The organism is Neobacillus bataviensis LMG 21833 (assembly GCF_000307875.1).
GTDB classification, from domain to species: Bacteria; Bacillota; Bacilli; order Bacillales; family Cytobacillaceae; genus Neobacillus; species Neobacillus bataviensis.
Window position 1 is genome coordinate 72,380 of sequence record NZ_AJLS01000115.1, and the last position, 17,391, is coordinate 89,770.

Sequence of the window (17,391 nt, forward strand, 5' to 3'; positions counted from 1 at the left end):
GGAACCAGAAGAACTACCGTAAACGGACGATAGTTCTTCTGGCAAAATGACTATTAATTATATTTTCTTTTTATGACATTAAGGAAACCATCCAAAGCATATAATTTTGCCTTTTCAAAAATAAACCGGAGCGAATACGTTCCATTTCCTACATCTGTAATTTCTTTTTCTTTAAACTTTATATCCTGCCAGCCTGACAAGGTGATTGGTTCACACTCATTCGCACTAAAGCCTTCTACAGCCTTTAATGTAGCGCGATTGACGATTTCGTATCGAATACAGCCACCCTCCTCCAGGTCAGCCAACAATGTAAGCTCATTGCCAAAAAAGCTAAATCCAGCCGTATAAATAATCGATTGACAATCAGGGTTTTTCTGCGAATAATAAGCAAATTTATCTTTCTCGATAAAGCCCCTTGCAAAAGAGGTTTCACGGTAATTCGTGTGCTGGCCATTTCCGCCCATATAATAGAAATAAAGTTTATCATCGATTTCAACTGGAACACTGGCAAAAATACAGCCGCAATCAAATTCACCAGTCGGGTACTTTCCTTCCCCTCTCGGGATGAAACTCTCATTCTGTGTAACATATTCCCAATGATCCATATCGACAGAGAAGTTTAACTTCACATCCACAGTGTCAAAATTTTCATCTAAGCGATCCCCTTCTTTATACATGGACGGTAATCCTAGATAAATATTTTCATAGCGGAAAATGGGCATTGAATAAATTTGAGAGTCAAATCCGTGCCCTCTTGTAATCTCCGTAGGTTCTGACCAGTGGATAAAGTCTTCACTTTCAGACTTAGCCGGAATCCGGAGCCCATTTTTCCAAATCCTTGTAATCAAAACAAATCTCTTAGTCACAGGATCTCTGAAAAAATAATTATACGTATCAGCTTGCGGATTAAATTTCGGCCATGGAATCGGATCCGTAAAGTGAACCCCATCACTCGAATAAGCAATAGCCATATAACTGTTTTCATGAGAATAATCAATTTTGGTCAAAAGCTTATATCGCTTATCCGTATCAATTTCTTCTTTATCCAAATACACACAAGAGCCGTGGGCATTCCTAAATATGATATTGTTTTCTTTGCTTCCCTTAAATTCTACTAAACCGAGAGTAGGTTTTACCCAGTTAATCCCATCCTCCGAATAAGCATAGCAGAAACCAGTTACCCTTGTTGAGCTTGGTTTATATTGTTTGCCTGGCCGCTCCTCTAACGGGGTTTGAGAAGAATCATCATCCTTAAGAAATAGAGTATAATAGCAGCGATAAATATTTTCAAAAGGATCAAAAAATACGTTTGGATAAGCATTGTCATACCTGACTTCCCATTCTTTTGGGTTGTCCGCAAAAAATCCCTCTTTAAAAAGGGGGTTATGCACTTGGTCTTTTTGAATTGCTTGAACATGAAGCTGACTATTTTCGCAATAATGACCGTTTATAATACCTGAATCCAAAAACAAATATTTTGTCGTTTTATGCATCTCATACACCCTTTTCTATTCATTATATAAATGGCATGCAACAAAATGTTGTTTATCGTTATAAGGCTGTAAGACAGGCTCCACTTGCGAACAAATGTCCATTCGCTTCGGGCACCGGTTGCTGAAAGGACAGCCCGTTGGACGATTAATGGGGCTCGGGACATCTCCCTCTAATATAATTCTTTCCTTTGGCATATCGGAAACTACCGGAACGGGAACAGCTGATAGCAGTGCTTCTGTATAAGGATGAAGCGGCTGTACATGCAAATCCTCTGCATTAGAAATTTCGACAATTTTCCCTAAATACATAACGACCACCCGGTCACTCATATACTGGACAACGCTTAAATCATGGGCAATAAAAACATACGTCAAGTTTAACTCTTGCTGGATTTCCTTCATTAGGTTTAAAACTTGAGCCTGAATCGAAACATCAAGGGCTGAAACAGGTTCATCACAGATAATAAGCTCTGGGTTGATACAAAGCGCTCGTGCAATACTGATTCTCTGCCTTTGTCCCCCTGAAAATTCATGCGGGAACCGATGCAAGTATTCTTCACTAAGATTGACCATATGGAGTGCCTTCTCAATCATTTGCTTCCTCACTGCCGGATCCTTATACCCGTGAACTCGGAGCGGCTCATCAAACGCATCAAAAATTCGCTTCGATGGATTGAAAGAAGAATAGGGATCTTGGAATATCATTTGAACACGACTTCTAAAATCAAAGATCTCTTTTGAATCTAATTTTGTAATATCTTTCTCATGACCGTCAAAGTTATAGATCATTTCTCCATCAGTCGGTTTTTCCAAGAGCATCATCGTTTTTCCCAAAGTCGATTTACCGCAGCCTGATTCCCCAACAATCCCGATAGTTTCCCCTTTTCGAACAGTGATTGAGATATCATCAACAGCCTTCACCGTGCCAATCTGCTTTCGAAAAAAGCCGCCGAGGACAGGATAATAAGTTTTTAAATGCCTAATACTGAAAAGAACTTCTTTTTCTATTTGTTTTTTCGGCACCAACTCTATCATTTCGCCATCACTTCCTCGCTATCTTCAAATAAAAGGCATCTAACGTCATGACTATCCGATAATTTGGTATTGGAAATCGTTTCTCTACGACATCTATTAGTCGCAAAATCACATCGCTCTGCAAACTCACAGCCGCCTTTATAATACTTGGGATTGGGGGTCGACCCGCGGATCGTCGCAAGCTTTTCCAATTTATTCAGTCCCATTATTGGAACAGATTTTAACAGTGATTTTGTATAAGGGTGACTTGAGTTATGTAATACATCCCGTACGGTTCCATATTCAACAATTCTACCCATATACATGACTGCAACATAATCAGCAACTTCCGCAACCAACCCCATATTATGGGTAATTAATATAATAGATTTATTATATTTTTCTTGAAGTTCTTTCATTAAATCCATAATTTGTGCTTGAATCGTTACATCAAGAGCTGTTGTTGGCTCATCCGCAATTAACAAATCGGGATTGCAGATCATCGAAATGGCAATCATCACCCTCTGTCTCATCCCGCCGCTAAACTGGTGCGGATAATCCTTTACCCTTTGTTCAGGATCAGGAATTCCTAAACGTTTAAATAATTCAATAACTTTTTCCATCGCTTCCTTTTTAGACATCGGATAATGTTCCAATAAACTTTCTGTTACCTGCTTCCCCACTTGGTGCATTGGATTCAACGAGGCCATCGGGTCTTGGAACACCATCCCGATTTTCGCACCACGAATTCCTCTCATGGCTTTACCGAATTTATCCAACGAAAATAAATCTACTTCTTTATCATCCTCGTAAAATAGCGCTTTTCCTCTTGTAATTTGGCCATTTTTCGGCAGTAATTGCATAATAGAATGGACGGTAACACTTTTCCCGCATCCAGATTCCCCTACAATCGCCAACAGTTTTCCACGAGGCACTTCGAAGGAAACATCTTTCACAATTTGAACGGATCCTTTACCATCCTTGAACGAGGTAGATAAATTTTCTACTTTTAACACTAGATCTTGTTTTTCCATTCTTCATCACCTCACTGTTTCGGATCTAAGACATCCCTCAATCCATCCCCCAAAAAGTTAATCGCTAAAACAAACAAGGAGATGGCCAATCCCGGTGCAAGCCACAACCACCAAAAATTTGTGATCACATCGATTGATTGGGCAGCATTCATGATATTTCCCCAAGTTGGAGTTGTAACAGGCACACCAAGACCTAAGAAGCTTAACCCGGCCTCAGCAAGTACATACCCCGCCACATTTACGGTAAAAGCAACAATAATTGGACTCATGGTATTTGGCAGCATATGTTTAAAAATAATAGATAAGTTTGATATTCCAAACGAACGGCAGACGCTGACATACGTTTCTTCCCTTACGGATAAAAATTCGTTCCGAACAAGACGGAAAGTCGTCATCCAGCCTGTAATCATAAACACAATAATTAAGTTACTAACTCCTTGACCCAGCATCGCGACCATTACTAAAACCAATATTAACTCCGGAAACGTCATAGCAATTTCGGACAGGCGTGTTAGCAAATTGTCTAATTTTCCTCCAAAGTATCCAGCGAGACAACCTAGGATGACACCAATGAGGGTTCCTCCCAACGAACTCATAATGCCGACATAAATGGATACCCGTGCGCCATACAGAATTTGAGCAAACACGTCTCGACCTAATTTATCTGTGCCAAAAAGGTGCTCTGCACTAGGAGGGTGTGTTATGCTCGTCAAATCCATTTGCGTTGGACTATACTTCGTAAATAATGGAGCAAAAATTGCTAATAAAATCATTACAAGACAAATTGCAAGACCCATTGCAGCAAGTTTATTAGACCACATCTTTTTAGCTCGTATCTTGAATAAGCTTGTTTTTTTCTCCTTCATTTTCATGACTGTTGTTGACATAATTGAAACACCTCCCTATTCAAGCCGAATTCTTGGATCTAATAAAGCCGAAATAATATCAACTAGGAAACTTGCAATTAAGATTGCTGAAGCAATCATCAGGGTTGTGACCATAATGACCGGATAATCACTTGACGAGACACTTGCTAGAATAGCAGATCCAATTCCCGGCCAGGCAAAGATGGTTTCAATAATGACAGCTCCTCCAACTAGCATCGGCAGCCGGAAGGCCAAAATCACAAGAATTGGTCCAAGTGCATTACGGAAGGCATGAAAGAAAAATACCTTCCATTCTGGAATCCCCTTACTTCTCGCCGTCTTCACAAACTCTTTATTTAACACATCTAACATAGAGTTCCTCGTGTATCTTAGCAAGACAGCAATCATGGCAAAAGCCAAAGCTAAAGAGGGCAGAATCAAATTGGGGAGTCGATCCCAAAACGTAACATCATTGACATCAATACGGCCGCCGATTGGGAGCCAGCCAAGTTTGATAGCAAAGATTTGAATAATGATGATCCCAAAGAAAAACTCAGGAATGGAAATACCAATAACACCAATATTCCGAGAAAAATAATCAATGACACTATTTTGTTTAATTGCCGAAAGAATGCCTAAAAATACACCGATAATGGTCGATAATAGTAAAGCCGTCACCGAAAGCTCCAAAGTAGCCGGAAGCTTATTGGCTATGATTTCTGCAATCGGTTGTCCCGTTAAAATACTATAACCAAAATCACCATGAAGAATATTCATAATCCAATGGTAATATTGAACATACAACGGGTCATTCAATCCTAGATGCTCTCTGAGAGCTTCTAAATTAGCCGTATTGTTAGAGGCATCTGGTGAGGCTAAATAATTTATTGGATCGACCGGTGAAAATTGGATGGAGAAAAAAACTATGATACTAATAATGAATAACATCGGAATTGTGACTAAGACTTTCCTAAGGATGAAATTTATCATTCAATTCACCGCCTGCAATGTAAGAACAAATCGCAAACCCCACTCATGAAGATTTGCGATTTGTTTCCATAAATTTTTTACTTAATCTCCCACTCTTCAAACTTCATATCATAGTTATACCAAGGATTACCATATATTCCAGCCGTTTTAACTTTGCTATCGTTAATATAGTAGTAGGTTTTGGTTGTATATAATGGAAGTTTATTTAGATTCTCTTCCTCAAGCTTTTGCAGTTCCTTAAGGATTTTGGCTCTTTCTTTATCATCCGAGGTTGCCTTTAATCGATTGATGGCATCATCGAAAGTACCTTTTTTACCAAAAATATTCACAAAGTTTGCGTTTGATGATTCGTACTCTCCGTACCATTCTTCATAACCAAAAGAAGACAATCCTTTAAGAGCAATATCATAATCTTTAATTTGATAAAGCTCACTTGTAGCATCACCCTGGAACTTTAACACATCGACTTTTAATCCAACGTCAGTCAAATATTGCGCAACCGCTGTCATAAAGTTAATCGATGTCTGATCACCATAGTAATAACGTAGTTTAATCTTTTCATTAAAGTCAAAATTAGCTTCCTTCAAAAGTTGTTTTGCTTTTTCAGGATTGTATTCATACTTTGGTGCATTTTTGTCGTATTCATCAAATGTGGATGGGACCCCTGTATTAAGTAATGTTGCTAACTCTGGATAAAGCTGTGCAGTTAAAGATTTACGGTCAATAGCATATAAAATCGCCTCACGAACTCGTTTATCCGCCATTTTTTCATTTACTTTTCCATCAGCATCCTGCATATTCACAATAAAGTAACGATAGAAGAGCATATCAATTGGGTTCGCTTTGAAAGAATCTACTGATTTCATGCCTTCAATAAACTCAGCAACGTTGGTATTAAAGAAATCAATTTTGCCTGCTTTTGCAGCTGAAATTGGTTCAGATACAGACGTTACCACAATCTTTTCGATTTTCGGTTTCGCTCCTTCGTAGGTATCGGCAGGAACAAATACCGCGAAGTTTCCTGGCTCCAGTTTTTCTAATTTATACATGCCGTTTCCAATTGGGTTTTTCCAGAAATTAGCGTTGTGAATTTCTAATGGATTTTCATCTTTGAGTAAATGTTTTGGATAAATGGCAAACTGCCCAAGAACAGGGATAAAGTTTCCAACTGGTCTCGTTAATTTAACAGTAATCGTATTTCCATCAGCAGTGATTCCGGACAGCGTCTCAGCCTTTCCTTCTTTCCATGCATCTGCCCCTTCAATCGCTGAGAAAGCACTAGTATAAATTGCGTTAACTTGCGCCGCCTTTAATACCGTTCCAATACTCCATACCACATCCTCAGCAGTTAAAGGCTGTCCATCATGCCACTTCACGTTTTCCTTCATGTTAAGGGTATATGTCAACTGATCATCAGAAACCTTGTAATCTTTTGCTAGATCCGGCTTTAAATTTTTCAAATCAGCATCAGGTAAAAACAAACTTCTAAACATCAATTTTTGCTCAAGCTGTCCCCTGTTCAACCATAGTGCAGTAAACTTATCTCCAAACTTTTCGCCAACATTAGCGATATTTAAGGTTCCATCGTTTTTCGTTGCAGCTGGTTTGCTGTCATCTGCTTTAGAAGCCGTACTAGATTCCTTTTTTGGTGTACAGCCGATGATGAGCATCGCACTTAAAATGGTTAGCAAAAACAATTTCATTTTTTTCATTGAATTACCCTCTCCATTTCTTTGGTATATTGGTTGATTAATTGCTTAATTTCATCATTTAAAACAGACAAGGAAGGATAATCTTGTTGGGTTACAGGTAACAAAGGAAGCCTTGGAAAACCCGTTTCAATATTTCGTAAGGATAAAATATATTTGCACGCCCCATATAGAGAAGGGTAGCTTAATAATTTCTTGATAATTCTATTAATATGAAATTGCAGTTCCTGGGCTTTTTCCAGTTGATTCGATGTGATGTATTGATCCAAAACACAGAACAGCTCAGGCATTACACCATAGGTTCCACCAATGCCCCCATCTGCTCCCATGATCCGGCCGCCCAAATATTGCTCATCTGGCCCATTGAAAACAAGGAATTCCTTTCCGGCATGAGCCTTAAACTGCTGCAAATCAAAGACACTTTCGCCAGACATCTTAATGCCAATCACTTTGTCTTGTGCAGCTACTTTTTGAAATAACGTCTGAGATAGATTAAATCCGGTTGTTTGTGGAATATTGTAAATAATGAATGGCAAGGACGAACAATCAATCATTTCTTGCCAATGTTTCTCTACAGCGTTTTCTGACAGACGATAATAAATGGATGGCACAGCTGAAATGGCATGAGCGCCGCAAGTTTCCGCATGAATGGCTAGCTCTTTACTTTCTTTTGTAGAGTTAGCAGCAACATGGACAATAATGGTTAGTTCTTGTCCCACCTCTTGCATCACTGCTTCTACTACTCTCTTTCTCTCTTCGACTGTCTGAAGAATTCCTTCCCCGGAACTTCCTCCGACATATAACCCTTTCACACCGCTATGTACGTAGAAGCGTGCCAGTTTCTTCACTCTGTCCTCGCAAACATCCCCTGCCTCATCATATGCTGAGTACATTGCTACAAAAACGCCTTTAAACTTACTCAAATCCCACTCCGTCACATCCCCATCTCCTTTATTAATATTTTCAATGATAATATGGTACTACCAGTTGAAAATAAAAATGTTAAATCATATAATGGTACTACCAATTAATTTCAAATTTAACCGCTTTCATTGCTGAAGTCAATATATTTATTGAAATATCTAAAAATTCTTACTCATCATCTAATAATCTATTTGTTTCTAACATTTTCTGTAATATATTTGTATATAGTAGAATGTCATGCTTTAGGAGAGAGACATATGATGCAGCGTAAACAAACCCTAACTGAAATTGTATTCGAACGCATCAAGACGTATATTTCAGAGAACCAATGTCAGCCAGGCGACCGTTTGCCAACAGAGAAAGAAATCGTGAATATGCTGGGTGTCAGCAGGACAATTGTCAGAGAGGCTCTAAAGTCCCTTCAATCACAAGAAATAATTGATATTAAACAAGGCTCCGGAATATTTGTAAAAGAAATCGAATTCCAAACATTATGGGGAAAGGTTTCTCCCTTTATCAAGTTCACTCCGGTGAAGTTTAAGGAATTAGTCGATACAAGAATCATCTTAGAACTAGGGGCTATTGAACTTGCCATTCAGCATTACCAATTGAATAAAATCAATCAAATGTCTTATTGGAATGATCAAATTTTTGAAAAAGCGCTAAAAGGGGAAAAATCGAAAGAGGAAGATCTACTGTTTCATAAAGCCCTATTTAACGCGACAGGCAATGATACTTATATTCAATTATCCTCCATTCTAAATGATTACTTTTCTACCCATCGCTTGGAAGATTCCGTGGGCTTTGAGGAGTTTATTCGTTCCTATAAAGAACACAAATTAGTCATCGACTCAATCATCAACAAAGATAGTGAAAAAGCCAAGGAAGCAATGAAGAATCATCTAAATCATTTGTACCTTTTACTTGAAAGTTAAAAAAATAATCCATAACTGACTTCTCAATTATGTTAAGATGTAATAAAGATTTTATGGTACTACCACTTTTCATTATTATGTTTTTTTATCTTCAAATCCATGTTAGGATCTCTACCAATACCAAGACTATTATGTTAAAGAAGCGGTGAAAAACTTTGCAGCCAATTGAAGAAAAGGAAAGGTTTACCTTAAGCAAAATTGTCAGTGATAGTTTACGTGACTATATCATTACAAACAAATTATCCACAGGAGACAAGCTTCCTTCAGAAAGAGAGCTTGCAAAAATGCTTGATGTAAGCCGTGTGATTATTAGAGAAGCCTTACACTCTTTAGAGTCAACTGGCATTCTTACCATCAAACATGGCGGTGGAGCTTACATCAATTCTGATGATTCAAGTGTTATTTTTAACAACCTGTTGTTTTTTTGGCAAATGAAAGATAAGAATAGTGATGAATTATTCGATCTTAGGCTTCTCCTCGAAAAGGAAGCTATTGCGCATATCATTTCGCAAAGCAATCAAGAAAATTTAGGTAATCTTGAAGCAAAAATTTTATTGATGAAAGACACGGACGAACCGGAGAAATTTAAGGAATACGACAGGGATTTTCACAGAGAGTTAATATCCACTACCCAGAATGAATTATTTATGCAGTTAGCGGATATTATTGTTCAATATTTTGCTAATGTATCCCCGCCAACAATCTCACAATTGGAGAAAGAGCAGACCATTCACGAACATCAATTACTTCTCCAAGCCTTAAAGGATCGGGATAAAAAAGTAGCATATGAAATTTTAGAGGGTCATTTACAACGTTCTATCATAACAAAATCAAAGTCTTAGCCTAAATTATTCCGAAGAATCCTTGATGGTGAACCGAAGGACGGCTCTCTATTTATCCAACTGGAACAACTGAGGGCCCTAAAGGAAATTAAAGAAGCTATAGGCTTTTCAGTTACAATTTTGTATCGATAACTAAAACAAGAGCAAACCCATTAAAAGGGTTGCTCTTCTTGATTAATAATCTTTTTCTCTATCATATGGATAATCTTATTGGCTTTTTCAATTATCTTTCCTATTTAGGGAGTGCATATTTTAGTTTTACTCATACTCAGTTTCAATATTGTATTTCAAACCTCTTTATAGTCCTGTTAGGAAGACGTAGAGGATGACTATGCAAAATCGTAAATGAAGAGTTCAAACTATTAGCCTTCTTCGTGAAATGTTTATTGTTTAACAAAATTTTTGCAGCGTTATGAACTAAACCCTAAAGTGGACAGTTTAAAAAAAGCCCCTTTTATGCATCTAGTAATTGACTCCGGCAATTTCAGATACCTTTTCATTCTCCAGATCAATATATAATTCTTTTACCTTCACTTGTGACGGTAGCAGCGGATGATTGCGTATGATGTTGACCGTTTTTTGTACGCCATCCGTTAAAGTTTTGCCTTCCTCTAGCCATCCACTTACCGAACCATCAGGAAATTCCGGCATGCAATTTTTAAAAAGATAATCTAATGTTTGAATCTTGTTCTGTAATTCTTTGTTTTTATCTATTTTGTTCAATATATCTCCAGTATTCTTTTGATCATCATTTGTGGAGACCACAATGATTTCCTCCACATTATCCTGATACACAGCAATAATGATGTCCCTCATTAAATCGTCGAATGGGTGTGAAACGACTGGCTGATATGTTTGTAAGATAATCGTATTTTCCAGATTGACATTGGTTTCTTCTTTAATGAATCGTTCTAATTTCTGCTCCATTCCAATCACAAATAGTACTTTCTTCTTTTCATCTCTAGACATCAAATTCACCCCATAAATGTTATAAATCTTGCTCCAAATACGTTTTCTGTTTTTTTTATATGAAAAATACACGAGTCTTGAACATATCCTTTTGTTTCTAACCTAATTTGCTTTGCAGGTCACTGGAAAGCTTAAAGACGATTACTCGTTCTCCAGTTTGTGTACTAAGATCGGTGTGAAAACTTACTACTTCTTCACCTGTTATCGTTAAGATAATTTCTTTTAAATCATCCAAACCGGATTCCACTAAACTGTTGCGATGTTCTTTTACTGATAACAACCCTTCTTTATCCTGACATACTGTATATTCAGCAGCAGTAAGTATACCGCGGAGTATGACAATCACCATATCCCGTAAGATATCCGATTTAACAGATACGGAACCTCGTCCAAGATAATTTTTCTCCCAATGTGTTAAAGCTTTGCTTATTTCAGCTTCAATTGTTCCTTTTGTTTTTTCCATACCGATTCCTTTTCCTTTTTTCAAAGTTACATTATATAAACCGGGAAAGTGGTTAAGACCAACTCTCCCAGCGTCCTTCCGGATCAATGGACGCAAGCCGAATCCACCCGTTTTTCACTTTTTGATGAAAGGCATGATCATTGTCCAGCATCCGTTTTACATAGTTCATCGGTGCTTGGATAACCACCAGCAAACGCAATGGCTCATGATATATCTCTTCATCCGATTTCATAACCGACTGCCAGGGAAGCCCGGATAATAAGTCACTGGCGTTCCCCTGCATGACTCCGAGACCGGCTGTCACAGTTTGGGTTATTTTATTCCCGCTGCCATAATAATGAGGGGCAACAGTAGATGCATAATATTGCAGGTTAATCCATTGAGCTACCGTTGCAGGCCCGGGAATAATATTGGCTAGGATCGTACCGTTTTTATCCTTCTTCCAGTTATAATTGTTGAGGAAAACTCTTCCTCCCAGATTGCAGTCTTGGGTCAGCCGGCGTTCCCCAATGATAAACGCAGCATTACGTGCCAAGCCCCATTCAGGACGGATCTCACTCCAATCTTCTGAAAGACGCTCGGCCTCAGCCTTTGGATTTTTGAGGTGAGTTCCAATATTCGGCAATTGCGGAATCCGCTCAGCATTGGCTTCCTCACTCACCTTTGGCAACGCGGCTTGGACGCGTTTAAATGCTTCCTTCGCTTCAACTGATAGTTCAGGAACATAAAGCCAACGTAATTCATCAAGTGTGGTACTATGCTCGGCGGCTGCAAAAACGGTATCTTTCGGAATGAATATTCCCTCTGTTTCAAGTCTCTCCCTTACGTTTGGAAGATTACACAAGGCAGCCAGCACCCGTGCATTAAATCCGCTTGATGCTCCTCCGCATGCACCGCAGTCGAGTGCGGAACCATATGGATTGTTCGTACTGTGACTTCCATGTCCGCATATAACCACTAGTGGTGCAAATTGACTAGTGAGTCCCATCATTTTTAGTGCCTGTTGTACGTAGTGTACTTTTTCTTTCATCGAAAAGCCAATTGGCAGATATGTTTCTGATTTTTGCGGGTAGTCAAGCGAGAGTTCCGTGGATGGTTTATGCAGCCATGTTTCACGCAATTTACTAAATGTCCGGCCTGCATTCCGAGGCACAAAGCTGCGGGCTAGCGTTTGCAGGCTTAGCCAAGGACCGCTAATTTCCGGTAACACCATGCTAGAAACCAAATTGTTTTTCATCGTTTTAAATGTAAACCTTAGTGAACTAAATGCCTGATACCGTTGTTGATAGGATTCAGCATCTGGTGAAAACTCTTTTACTTTATATTGCGGTTTAAACATGACCGGCAAAGAGTTATGCGTGTGGTTACTGCCAAGCTCGCAGGTTTCAATCGGCAACCCGAAAAAGCCTGCTGTTCCAAAGGTCTCAAAATCCCCTGCTTGTTCAAGTTTGCGGCGAAAAGGCTCTGAACGCACATCAATACAAAATACAAATTGAGCGAGTGCGGGCTTTACATTTTCTGTTGCTACAGCAGGCTGTTGGGTGTGTATAATCGTTTTCAATTGGTCTTCATATGTTTGTTCCCATGCTTCAAGCAAAAGTCGATTGCGTAGAATTTTATCAAAACGATACGCAAGGGCCAAACGTGCCTTTATTTCTGTGGAGGATAACTGGGACCAAGCATTGATTGGCAGGTTCCCCCATTCCGCCCAAGCTGCAATTAAGGGTTCTAGATTTACTTTATCATTTCTTTTTTCAGGCAAGGGAAGATAGGGTTTAATTAAAGCCCATTCCATCGAAATTCGTACAGCTAAATAGTCAAGCAGCAGTGAAGTTTCTTCGGCTGCTTGCTGTGAACGCCAAAGCATCATTCCCGCCCAGCCCGGCAAAGCAAGGAAATGTGCTTCCAAATAGTCTTGGATTTCCGAAAAAGGAATTTCCAGTAAAAGCAAAACTTCCTTTAAGGCAGCATCTGCTTCTACCGGCAACTTTCCTAGTTGTTTACGTACCTGACGGCTAAGTGCTGGATCGTGTTGGACCAGTTTCCGCCACGCTTGATAGAAACCTTCTTCCCGATTAGGCATCGACCAGACAGCCTGGGACTGATCCAAAAACAATTTACACCACTTGATCATATGGCGATTAAGCTCTTGAGCTGCATTCATCCTTCCCAGTTGTTCCAAGCGCTGACTATAGGTTTTAACTGAATGTTTTTCTGTCATTTGGGAGGTAAAACGGTTTAGCTTTTTTGCCATGCTTTTTAACTCAGATGTTTCTAAAGTACTTGAAGATGGTTGATTCTGTATAAGTGCAGCCATGCAATACCGCTCTGCGACCTCATGGGGCATTTCCAAAGACTGTGAGTTTAGCCAATGTTGAAGTCTATTATTTAAAAAATGCTGATGAATCTCTCCTCGATCCCGTGCAGACTGAAATACGGAATCATTGGGGTAGATATCTACATCACAAGTATCTTTGAGCCAGCGTGCCACTTTTTCAAACGGTTGTTCCTCTAAGCCTACCCAGGGGTTGCGTGCCGCAAATGTGTTAATAGGCCCGAGCGGTGCAATGACGCTGCTGGCCGATTTCACCAAGTCATTAAGATCAAAATCTTGGGGTTCAGGCAGCATTTCCCAATGTAATGTTCTTGCTAATGTTGTATTCATCGTAAATGACCTCCTCTAGAGAATGATTGTGTCAATTGCTTTGGATGACTTTCGACCAAATCATTTTGAGGCTCACCCAATCGTACAAGCCAAAGATAAATGACAGCATAGACAGTTGATGAACGATGACGAGACAGCCATACACCTGCAGCACTTCCGGCCAATAAGATCATCAGGAGCAAAATGGCTACCGGTTCCGGTGGTTGAACTCCTTTTGGGATTGTATCTTGTAATACACTATAAAAAGCATCATGTACCAAACTGTATACAATGGCTGCTCCTGCAAACAAAGAAAATCCTGCTATCCGCCCGATACTTCCGGATCCAAAAGCCACGAGCTGGGTCCAAGCAATTGAAACTGACCATCCTAAGGTAAGAGCGCTTATCATTTGATAACCCTCTCCAGGAGAAGATATCCAAAGACCAATTGCCACCAAGAGGCCTAAAATCACGCCAGTTATTGTCCATACTATTGATTTTGGCTGGTTTGTCCTGGAGGTTGGCACCTCGTGGTGATGAAGTGCAGAGCCAGCCTGTAAGAAAAGAGTTGATTTGAATAGACCATGTAAGACAGCGTGGATAATAGCTGCCAAATAAGCACCTAATGCACATTGGATTAACATGAATCCCATCTGTGCAATCGTAGACCCAACCAGCTGCCGTTTATAATCAACGTGGACAAGCATAATTCCAGTCCCTATTATGGCTGAAACACCGGACAATAGAATCAAAACAATTTGGGCTAGGTTTCCGCTAAAAAGAGGTGAAAATCGAGTCAAGATAATTCCGCCTGCATTCACTAATCCCGCATGCATGACCGCGGAGACAGGCGTTGGAGCCACAACTGAATCTAACAGCCAACGTTGAAAAGGCCATTGTGCTGCCGGAATCACGACAGCTAAGATTAGAAGCAGGTTAATACAAGTCTTTTCCCATGAATCAAGCTGTACAAGACTGCTTTGGGTGAGCACGAGCGACAGCTGCCAATGCCCCGTGGTTTGAGTGATCCAGATGACAGCTCCTAACAGGGTAAGCCAGCCTAGTGCAAACAGACGGCCGGATTGCGAAGCCGCGTTTCTAGCAACACTCCAGTCTTTTTTTAATCTTATAAGCAAAGTCAGTCCCAGGAGTGTAACCCCCCAGCAAACCAGCAGCAGGCGAAGGTCATTACTTAGCCAGACAGCTGAATCAGCAGTAGTAGTAATCGTCAGCAGAGCAAAATATTTTCGATAGGAACGATCACCGAGTAAGTAACGAACAGAATAGCGCTGCACGATAAAACCGATGGTAAGGACAAACAACGCCAACAACCATGATAAGGAATCAAGCCGCCAAGGGCCATAAATCATGGTCTCATTGTTCGTAACAAGGGCCAGCAGGGCAGCGATTGGGGGCAGCAATGTGATACCGACGTGAAGACGAACAAAAGATAGCGGAACCTTTGGGAATAACAGGAATAGCGCGCTAAGCACCGATATGATAAGCAATCCAAAAAATAGTTCAGGCACAGAAATGAGCATTTTACTTCCCTCTACCGATGTATGGAAGAAACCCATTCCGAAAAAATAACTTTGACCGATTTCCTTCATTTTGCTGCATCCCTTTCTGTTTTACTTTTTAAAAACAAAAAAAACCGACAATTTTATAAGCATAATGGTTAAATCCATTAAACTTTGAAAATTGTCGGTTTACTTTTAACAGGCCCAGCCGGCCTTTTAATAGTCTACCTAATTATGTAACTTTCTTTCTTCCAATAAGAACAGTTGTCCTCTTTGTTATAATTTGCTTTTTCATATAGTCAATAAAAAGTCATTAACCCTATGCTAAAGAAACCAATATTTTTAGAGAAAACAATTAATTTATGCTAGTAATGTTACTATTTATCGGACATTGTGTCAAGTTGAAATTTCTTCTAACGCTCCCCTATTGTGGTGACGAAATCAATTGAAATAAAAAATGACTACCAAACTGAATTTGGTAGTCATTTCTTACTTTTTAATGTATACAAGAGTGTCGCGAATAGATTGGCTCCGATAAATAATACGTTTCCTTGTGCGTTAAAACTCAGCTGCTGCTCTTCAAAGCTCATATTATCATACATTTCATCCTGGCTGATTCCCTGTGCCCGCCGTTTTTTATCCATCTTTTTCAATTCCTTAATATAGGAATATTGAAATGGCAATAGAATCAGCGATAACAAAATATAGCCGCCAAGAGCCCATAACGTGACCGATAAACCCATTTATTTCAACCCCTTTTTTTGAAAAAGTAATACCTACGACGCAGCGATTTCCAGAATTATTTGCCCCTCTCGCTGATTTTTTCCGAAAGTACATGGTAAAAACGTTGCGGATCATCGAGACTGAGATGTGCCTTCCTTACCTTTCTCTTCAGCCCGTACAGGAACCTTGCTTCCACCGGTTGAACAAATTCTACTTCAAAAGTAGGCTTTTCTTTCATAAAGTCGGCTACGGTGGCATCGAACACATCCCGTGATTCCTCTTTGGTTAATTTTTCAGGGCCATCATAATAGTGAATACTCTTAATTTCCTCAAGAGGAACAGCCACCCTTCTCATGATTCCAACCTGTAAATATAAATGGCGATCTGTTATGATCATCGGACAAAGGCGAATGGCCTGGATTTCTGCTATAAAAAATAATAAGGTATAACTATTTAATGCCAATGCGATGATGGCCACGGTGGGATTCCATGAATGAAGCAGAAAGTGAAATCCGACCGATTCCAAGACAAGCGCGTGGATTAGCATGATGTACAGTGCAATGGCACACGTTTTTTTATGATAGGTGAAATTTCTTTCTCCGGATAAAGGCTTTTGCCTCCAAGAAAACAAGCTGTAATAATACATCGTCATTTCGGAGAAAAAAATATCACGCATCCGCGAGGGTTTCATGTGCTGATTCCACGCTTGTTCCATTCGATGTTGAAAGGTTGGATTTTCGGCTGCGACCACGGTTGCGTTGCGGCGGTAGCTTTTGATGATCGCTGGAATTTTCGCCAGAAGCTTTAGAATCACGTAGAGTTCAAAAAGGAAAAAAGCTCCCTCTCCCGCAAATAATATATATTTTACAAAGGAATAGCCCGACAGGTAGCCTTGCGGAATAATCAGGATCGCAGCTCCATATCCCGCAATCATGACGGGAAGCACATATTTTAGGGAATAGCGTTTTCTTATGATAAAAAGGTAAACGAGAACAGGGATGGTTATCATGAAGTCAAATAAAGAGCCTAGCGCCATTCCTGATGGAAGAGGTCCTGCCCATTCTGCTTGATAAACCAGTACATTTGAACCAATCACTAACGTGAATAATAAACCAAACCACAGCCACTTTTTTTTAGGGGTAGTTAACATATCTTCCCTCCCATTGCATCAGGGATTGTGACGCACTTTATAGTTCCATTTTAACATAAATATCCAATTATGGATACAAATAAAAAATGGTGCCTGACACCAATTCTACTGTTTA

15 protein-coding genes are annotated in these 17,391 nt (G+C 39.6%); 2 read left to right on the plus strand and 13 right to left on the minus strand.

Going from position 1 to position 17,391, the window contains the following annotated elements; all coding sequences use genetic code 11:
• Positions 1 to 53 precede the first annotated feature (53 nt).
• From BABA_RS15015 to BABA_RS15045, 7 genes are all read right to left on the minus strand, one after another.
• On the minus strand, positions 54 to 1,493 hold the full coding sequence (locus tag BABA_RS15015; RefSeq protein ID WP_007086056.1) for a glycoside hydrolase family protein: 1,440 nt from the start codon (positions 1,491 to 1,493) through the stop codon (positions 54 to 56).
• A gap of 15 nt (positions 1,494 to 1,508) precedes the next feature.
• Entirely contained in the window at positions 1,509 to 2,528 is a 1,020-nt protein-coding gene (locus tag BABA_RS15020; RefSeq protein ID WP_007086057.1) for an ABC transporter ATP-binding protein, read from the minus strand.
• Positions 2,525 to 3,541, minus strand: a complete 1,017-nt coding sequence (locus BABA_RS15025; protein ID WP_007086058.1) for an ABC transporter ATP-binding protein — start codon at positions 3,539 to 3,541, stop codon at positions 2,525 to 2,527. Before BABA_RS15025 ends, BABA_RS15020 begins: the two co-directional genes overlap by 4 nt.
• An 11-nt stretch (positions 3,542 to 3,552) precedes the next feature.
• Positions 3,553 to 4,428, minus strand: a complete 876-nt coding sequence (locus tag BABA_RS15030) for an ABC transporter permease (RefSeq protein ID WP_007086059.1) — start codon at positions 4,426 to 4,428, stop codon at positions 3,553 to 3,555.
• Between the two features lie 15 nt (positions 4,429 to 4,443).
• Positions 4,444 to 5,397, minus strand: coding sequence for an ABC transporter permease (locus BABA_RS15035; RefSeq protein ID WP_007086060.1), 954 nt, complete (start codon positions 5,395 to 5,397; stop codon positions 4,444 to 4,446).
• A 77-nt stretch (positions 5,398 to 5,474) separates the two neighbouring features.
• Positions 5,475 to 7,109 carry an ABC transporter substrate-binding protein gene (locus BABA_RS15040; RefSeq protein ID WP_007086061.1) on the minus strand — a complete coding sequence of 545 codons (1,635 nt, stop codon included), beginning with the start codon at positions 7,107 to 7,109 and terminating at the stop codon, positions 5,475 to 5,477.
• The gene (locus BABA_RS15045) at positions 7,106 to 8,044 is read right to left on the minus strand and encodes a dihydrodipicolinate synthase family protein (protein WP_007086062.1); all 939 of its coding nucleotides are present in this window, start codon (positions 8,042 to 8,044) and stop codon (positions 7,106 to 7,108) included. The genes BABA_RS15040 and BABA_RS15045 overlap by 4 nt, the downstream gene beginning before the upstream one ends.
• A 243-nt stretch (positions 8,045 to 8,287) precedes the next feature.
• On the opposite strand from BABA_RS15045, the gene BABA_RS15050 reads away from it, so the two are divergent.
• Together BABA_RS15050 and BABA_RS15055 are read left to right on the plus strand one after the other, a co-directional pair.
• Entirely contained in the window at positions 8,288 to 8,965 is a 678-nt protein-coding gene (locus BABA_RS15050) for a FadR/GntR family transcriptional regulator (RefSeq protein WP_040346515.1), read from the plus strand.
• A 155-nt stretch (positions 8,966 to 9,120) separates the two neighbouring features.
• Positions 9,121 to 9,807 (plus strand): FadR/GntR family transcriptional regulator, encoded by a 687-nt coding sequence (locus BABA_RS15055; RefSeq protein WP_007086064.1) that lies wholly within the window; start codon positions 9,121 to 9,123, stop codon positions 9,805 to 9,807.
• Between the two features lie 462 nt (positions 9,808 to 10,269).
• Here BABA_RS15055 and BABA_RS15060 read toward each other — a convergent pair whose 3' ends face one another.
• The 6 genes from BABA_RS15060 to BABA_RS15085 all read right to left on the minus strand — a co-directional run bounded on the left by BABA_RS15060 (position 10,270) and on the right by BABA_RS15085 (position 17,276).
• Complete coding sequence (locus BABA_RS15060) at positions 10,270 to 10,776, minus strand: carbonic anhydrase (protein ID WP_007086065.1); 507 nt, start codon at positions 10,774 to 10,776, stop codon at positions 10,270 to 10,272.
• Positions 10,777 to 10,873: 97 nt separating this feature from the next.
• Positions 10,874 to 11,239 (minus strand): Na-translocating system protein MpsC family protein, encoded by a 366-nt coding sequence (locus tag BABA_RS15065; protein WP_007086066.1) that lies wholly within the window; start codon positions 11,237 to 11,239, stop codon positions 10,874 to 10,876.
• A gap of 52 nt (positions 11,240 to 11,291) precedes the next feature.
• Positions 11,292 to 13,904, minus strand: a complete 2,613-nt coding sequence (locus tag BABA_RS15070; RefSeq protein WP_007086067.1) for a DUF2309 domain-containing protein — start codon at positions 13,902 to 13,904, stop codon at positions 11,292 to 11,294.
• Positions 13,901 to 15,460 carry an NADH dehydrogenase subunit 5 gene (locus BABA_RS15075; protein WP_420805997.1) on the minus strand — a complete coding sequence of 520 codons (1,560 nt, stop codon included), beginning with the start codon at positions 15,458 to 15,460 and terminating at the stop codon, positions 13,901 to 13,903. The genes BABA_RS15070 and BABA_RS15075 overlap by 4 nt, the downstream gene beginning before the upstream one ends.
• A gap of 425 nt (positions 15,461 to 15,885) precedes the next feature.
• Complete coding sequence (locus BABA_RS15080) at positions 15,886 to 16,146, minus strand: DUF3949 domain-containing protein (protein WP_007086069.1); 261 nt, start codon at positions 16,144 to 16,146, stop codon at positions 15,886 to 15,888.
• A gap of 56 nt (positions 16,147 to 16,202) precedes the next feature.
• Entirely contained in the window at positions 16,203 to 17,276 is a 1,074-nt protein-coding gene (locus tag BABA_RS15085) for a hypothetical protein (protein WP_007086070.1), read from the minus strand.
• Positions 17,277 to 17,391: the final 115 nt, after the last annotated feature.